Source organism: Amycolatopsis minnesotensis (assembly GCF_039529815.1).
Classification (GTDB): Bacteria; Actinomycetota; Actinomycetes; order Mycobacteriales; family Pseudonocardiaceae; genus Amycolatopsis; species Amycolatopsis minnesotensis.
Genome location: NZ_BAAANN010000096.1, coordinates 1 through 6,034, shown reverse-complemented (window position 1 = coordinate 6,034; position 6,034 = coordinate 1). Strand labels below are relative to the sequence as shown.

Below are 6,034 nucleotides of genomic sequence, written 5' to 3'. Positions count from 1 at the left end.
CACGAACTTCTCCTGCAACAGCCCAGCGGCCTCACGCGCACTGCACCGCCACAGCTCCCGCTGCGACACAAGGGAAGAAGTCTCCGACACCCCACCATTCTACCGCGACCACACCCCGGAATCGAACACACGATCGAGTGAACAGAGGCAACAAGTCCATAATGGACATTCAAAGAAACGGCGCCACGCCACCGAAATCAGCACCCGCGATCGAACCGGACCGCAGCCCAACACGACGAACCAACCACAACCAGCATGCCGTGGTCAGCGAACCACCCCGTAACCTGACGCGGAAAGCATCAGCGAACGTCAAAGGAGCGGTTCGTGGCGAAAGGCACAAAGGTGTCCATTGTGGAGCAGAAGATCGCCGGGCCGGATTCTGCGCCGTACGGGATAGCGACCGGCTCCGACGGCGCACTGTGGTTCACACAGGTCAAGCAGGGCCGAGTCGGGCGGCTGATTCCGGGCGGGGGCGACACCTCCTACCAGCTCGACCCGGCGACGGGCCAGCCGACGGTCATCGTGGCCGGGCCCGACGGGGCACTGTGGTTCACCGAGTACCAGGGCCATCGCATCGGCCGGATCACCACCGACGGCAGCGTGACGGCGTTCGACGTGCCCACGCCCGAGGCGGGGCCGTACGGGCTCGCCGTGGGTCCCGACGACGCCTTGTGGTTCACCGAGATCCAGGCCGACCAGATCGGCCGGATCACCGTGGACGGGACGGTGACCGAGTTTCCGCTGCCCTCGAAGGGCGCCTTCCCGTCGATCATCACCGCCGGGCCGGACGGCGCGCTGTGGTTCACCATGAACCAGGCCAACGCGATCGGGCGCATCACCACCGAGGGCGCCATCACCACCTGGACGCTGCCGACCGAGCAGGCGGCGCCGGTCGGTATCACCGCCGGGGCCGACGGCACGCTGTGGTTCGTCGAGATCGCGGCAGGGCAGATCGGCCGGATCACCGTGGACGGTGCGGTCACCGAGTTCCCGTTGCCGGACCGGGCCGCGCGTCCGCACGCGATCGTCGCGGGCGAGGACGGGGCCTGCTGGTTCACCGAGTGGGGCGGCAACCGCGTCGGACGCGTTGGCAGGGACGGCGAGATCGAAACCTTCGCCCTCCCGACACCGAATTCGGAACCGCACGGGATCACCGTCGGCCCCGACGGCGCGCTGTGGGTCGCACTCGAGATCGGGTCGCTCGCCCGCGTGTCACGGAGCTGACCGGAAGGGCCCGGCGGGACGAGGTGTCCCACCGGGCCGTTCCGTCATGCGAAGATCAGCGCAGACCACCGTCCACTGCGGACATGAGAGTGCCGGTGTCGCCGGTCATCTCCCAGATCATCGCGCCGAGCAGACCGTGTTCCTTCAGCCACGCGGTCTTCTTGCCGATGGACCACACGTCGTCGAACGTCCACCACTGGCCGCCCTCGCCGGTGTAGCAGGACGTGGCGACCGCCTTTTCGTCGTGCTGCACGGTGCAGTTCGGCACACTCGCCATCAGGTTGCTGTACCCGCGCGTGCCCGCCTCCTCGGCGAACTGCCCCGGTGCGGCGCCCTTCGCCGATTGCCATTCGCCCTTGCGGCCGCCGTCCGCGACGCCCTGCCAGCCACGCCCGTAGAACGCCAGCCCCAGCGTCAGCTTGCGGGGGTTGATGCCTGCCGAAGTGTAGGCGTTGACCGTGTCCTGAACACTGAAGTGGAACGGGTACGGATCATCGGGGTCGGGGTAGAGGTTGCCCTGGTGCCCGGTCCGGTTCGGCTCCCACGAGTTGTCGCTGCCCGAACCGTGGAAGTCGTACCCCTGGACGTTGAAGATGTCCAGCGACTGCGCCACCTTCGGCAGGTCCCAGCCCGCGGTGATCTTCGCCGGGTCGGCAGGGGTGAAGGCGGTCAGCTGGTACCGCTTCCCGTTCTGCGCGCCCAGTTCGTCGATCTGGCGGCGGAACTCGCTCATCAGCAGCGCGAGGTTCGCCTTGTCCGCCGCGTTCACGTGGTTGCCCGCGTGCCCTTCGGCGCCCGGCCATTCCCAGTCGAGGTCGATACCGTCGAAGATGCCCGCCGCGGTACCCGGTCCGCCCGCGCCGTTGTACACCGGGATGTTCCCCTTGAGGTACATGTCCACACAGGAACTGACGAACTTGCGGCGCGATGCGTCCGATGCGGCGACATCGGAGAAGTACTTCGAATACGTCCAACCGCCGAGCGAGATCAGCACCTTGAGGTTGGGGTGCTTGGCCTTGAGCTTCTTCAGCTGGTTGTAGTTCCCACGCAGGTTTTCCCAGCCGGTGTCGGCGACCCCGTCCACGGACTGCGCCGAGGACATCGGCCTGCTGTAGTCCGCCTCCGCGTCACCGGCACCGTCCCCTTGCGACGGATCCTGCGGATCGGCCGTGGTCCCCTTGGTGACACCGCCGAGGCAGGTCAGGTTGACCGGGTCGATGTTGCCGAAGGCGTAGTTGACATGCGTCAGCTTCGAGGCCGCGCCGGTGGTTTCCAGGTTCCGCACGAAGTACTGGCGGCCGTAGATGCCCCACTGCACGAAGTAGCCGACCTTCGCGTACCCGTTCACGATGTCGGTCGTCGTGACCGGCAGCGCGGCACTCGCGGGTGAAGCGTTGTCGTAGCCATCGCGGGCGCGGACGGTGAAACTGTAGCGAGTGGACGGTGCGAGACCGGTGACCTTGGCCGAGGTGCCGGTCACGGTAGTCGCGAGCGTGCCGTCGCGGTAGACGTCGTAGGCGACCACACCGGTGTTGTCGGTCGAGGCCGTCCACGCGAGCGAAGCGCTTCCCGAGTCCACCGCGGTCGAGCGGAGCCCGCCCGGCGCGGTCGGTGGCTGCGTGTCGTCGCCGGGGTTGTTGGTACGCACCACCACCGGTGCGCTGAGCGGGGACGACGTCCCCTTGCGGTCCTTGGCCGCCACGGTGAACGTGTACTCGGTGTTCGCGGTCAGGCCGGTGAGGGTGGCCGTGGTGCCGGTGACCGAAGTGGCCAGCTTGCCGTCGCGGAACACGTCGTACCCGACGACCGGCAACGCGCCGGGGGCAGCGGCGTCCCAGGCCAGCGAGATCGTCGTGGTGGTGCGCACGGTGGCCCTCGCGTTGCCCGGCGCGGACGGCGGGGTGTCGGCGGAACCGTCGCAGTTCGCGTCGTCGACGCGACAGCGCACCGGGTTCGCGGCCGAACTGAGCCGGAACGTCGGGTTGTACGGGTAGGTCGACCGGCCAGGCTGCAGGGTGGAAATGTAGTACGCCGGGGTGAGCGTGACCTGGTTGCCGGTCTGGCTGACCGTGGCGTTCTCGCCGGAGGTGGCGGTCACGCCGGCGGGCAGCTCGAAGGTGACGGCCCAGCCGCTGACCGCGGCGCCACCGGTGTTGGACACCGTGTACTGACCGGTGGTCCCGGACAGCGAGAACGCGGCGGTGAGGCTGCCGGCCGCTTGCGCCTGGCCGGACACCGCGACGGTCCCGGTGACCGCGAGCAGTGCCACGGCGATGGCTCTGAGTAGTCGATGCGGGGCGGATTTCATGCTTGCTCCCGAAGCGCGACAAGGAAAGGAGAAGGACGGTGCGGCCTAGTGGATGTTGTGGTCTAGACCACAAGGGGAAACGGTAGTCCCGTGCACACCTGAAGGTCTAGACCACTTGATCGAGGAAGAGCGAACGGGTCCCGGCGAAGGCTCGGCCGAACGGCCGAACGGCCCCTGCGCCCGCCGGCTCAGATCAGCACGAGTGGAAGCACGGCGGTGTCGACGATGTCGGCCAGCACGTCCTCGGCGATCGGCGCGCCGTTCAGGAAGAAGTGCTCCCGCAGCAGGGCTGGGCCGACCATGACCACCCTCGGGTGCACCGCGGACGGCCGCGCCTGCCCGCGTTCGACCGCGCGCCGCAGCACCTCGTCCACCGGCAGCGGGCGCGCGGCGAAAATGTGCTCGCGGAAGGCGTCACGCAGTTCGAAGTCCCGGATCGACTCGGCGAGCAGCCCCGGCATGACCTTGCCGATCGGACTGGCCAGCCGCGACGCGAAGTACCGCAGCACCTCGATCAGGTCCTCGCGAAGGTCGCCGGTGTCGGGAACGTCCATCCGGTCGGGAAGCTCGCGCAGCACCGCGGCGATGACGATCTCCGGCCGGGTCGGCCAGCGCTTGTACACCGAAGTCTTGCCGGTGCGCGCGCGTTCGGCGACACGGTCGAGGCTGAACGCGCCGTAGCCGTGTTCGGTCAGCTCCGCGTATGCCGCGTCGAGGATGGCGTCGTGGAGTTCCTTTCCGCGACGCCTGCTGAGAGTGCGGTGATCGACAGCACGCTGCGAGTACACCATGGCGTCCTTGCGCACTCCCCTCGACTACTCGTAGTGTAGAGGTCGCTACGTCCTCTAACTTGCCCTGCCGACGGTATGTAAACCGATCGGCGCCGCCAGCGCAAGCCAGGCCCGAGCCAGGAAAGGCGCCATGAGCAAGCACTTCGCCGTCATCAGCCCACCCGCACACGGTCACGTCAACCCGACGCTCCCGCTGGTACGGGAGCTGACGAACCGCGGTCACCGGGTGACCTACCCGATCGCGGAGGAGTTCCGCAACGCCGTCACCACGGCAGGCGCGGACTTCCTCGAACTCACGCCGTGGGAACGCCCCCGCCCGCAGGGGAAGGTCCAGTTCACCCCCGAAATGGTCGGCATGATGATGGAACTGATCGCGAGGGAGCTGGAACGGAACCTGCCGACGCTGCTGGCCCGGTTCGAAGACGACCGGCCCGACGTCGTCTGCTACGACATGATGATGTCCGCGGGGCCGATACTGGCCGAGCGCCTGGGCGTTCCCGCGATCCAGCTCGTCCCCAGTTTCGCTTCCGGGGAGGGGTTTTCCCTGCGCGACGAACTCTTTTCCGATTTCGACATGGACCACCCCGCCATCACCGCGGCGCTGGACCACTTCCGCGAGGCAACCGAGGCATGGGGCGTCACCCGTCCCGTTGGCGGGATGCTGACCCCTGTCATCGAAGACCTCAACCTCGTGTTCGTGCCGAGGGAATTCCAGTACGCCGGCGAAACCTTCGACGACCGCTTCGCCTTCATCGGCCCTTCGCTCAGTGGCCGCGAGGACTACGGCGACTGGCAGCCGCCGGAACCGGGCACCCGGCTCCTGTTCGTTTCGCTCGGCACGGCCATCAACAACAACCCCGACTTCTTCAAGACCTGCGTCGAGGCGTTCGGGGGCACCGGATGGCGGGTCGCCATGGCCACCGGTGACCAGGTCGACCGCGACCAGCTCGGCACCGTGCCGCCGAACTTCGAGGTGCGCCAGTACTTCCCGCAGCCAGCGGTGCTCAAGCACGCCACCGTGTTCGCCACCCACGCGGGGATGAACTCCACAATGGAGTCGTTGTACTACGAGGTGCCGACGGTGAGCGCACCCCAGATGGGCGAGCAGGCCGCCAACGCCCGCCGGGCCGAGGAACTGGGGCTGGGGCGGCGCCTGCCGGAGGAGCTGACCCCCGCCGCCCTGCGCGACGCCGTGGAGGCGGTCGCCGACGATCCCGGCATCAGGGCGAACCTGGCCGACATGGCCAGGGTGCTCAGCAAGGCCGGCGGCGCCTCCGCAGGCGCGGACGCCGTCGAAGCGATGCTGGCGGACAGGGCGCGGACAACCGGCTAGGCCATGGCACTTCTTCGAAGCCGTTATGCCCGGCGGCTTCGAAGAAGTGCGTAACCTCAGCGCTCAGGAGCTGGCTGCCCGAGGATTTCGTCCACATCGACCCGCCGGAGCGCATCGGAGCGGACGGCGACATCACCTGGCAGGACTGGCTAGCCTGCCGCGTACCTCGTGACCACGGCCGCATGCTACTGGGGGCCACGAATGAATGACGAGAAGAGCGAGAGACCAAGCCTCTTTGGTGGTTGAACCGGAAGTACGGCGTACCCGACTGACGGCTCCGGCTAAGAGCGTGTCTCGTATGGATGTTGTGGCTGATGATGCATGATCGTTGCCATGGCTGATGCGTTGTCCCGGCGGCTGGTGCCGGATGAGTTGTGG

At 67.7% G+C, this 6,034-nt stretch carries 4 protein-coding genes; 2 read left to right on the top strand and 2 right to left on the bottom strand.

Going from position 1 to position 6,034, the window contains the following annotated elements:
• Positions 1 to 324 precede the first annotated feature (324 nt).
• Positions 325 to 1,224, top strand: coding sequence for a Vgb family protein (locus ABD256_RS43865; RefSeq protein WP_344432311.1), 900 nt, complete (start codon positions 325 to 327; stop codon positions 1,222 to 1,224).
• 55 nt (positions 1,225 to 1,279) lie between these two features.
• Here ABD256_RS43865 and ABD256_RS43860 read toward each other — a convergent pair whose 3' ends face one another.
• Positions 1,280 to 3,532: a glycosyl hydrolase family 18 protein gene (locus tag ABD256_RS43860; protein WP_344432309.1), complete on the bottom strand. Its 2,253-nt coding sequence runs from the start codon at positions 3,530 to 3,532 to the stop codon at positions 1,280 to 1,282.
• Between the two features lie 188 nt (positions 3,533 to 3,720).
• Positions 3,721 to 4,338, bottom strand: coding sequence for a TetR/AcrR family transcriptional regulator (locus ABD256_RS43855; RefSeq protein ID WP_344432307.1), 618 nt, complete (start codon positions 4,336 to 4,338; stop codon positions 3,721 to 3,723).
• Between the two features lie 115 nt (positions 4,339 to 4,453).
• Between ABD256_RS43855 and ABD256_RS43850 the strand changes: the two genes are divergently transcribed.
• Positions 4,454 to 5,656 (top strand): macrolide family glycosyltransferase, encoded by a 1,203-nt coding sequence (locus ABD256_RS43850; protein ID WP_344432305.1) that lies wholly within the window; start codon positions 4,454 to 4,456, stop codon positions 5,654 to 5,656.
• The last annotated feature ends 378 nt before the right edge of the window (positions 5,657 to 6,034 follow it).

Bases quoted from the DNA above. Each gene is read 5' to 3' on its own strand.
- ABD256_RS43860 (WP_344432309.1), bottom strand. From the start codon at position 3,532: ATGAAATCCGCCCCGCATCGACTACTCAGAGCCATCGCCGTGGCACTG.
- ABD256_RS43850 (WP_344432305.1), top strand. From the start codon at position 4,454: ATGAGCAAGCACTTCGCCGTCATCAGCCCACCCGCACACGGTCACGTC.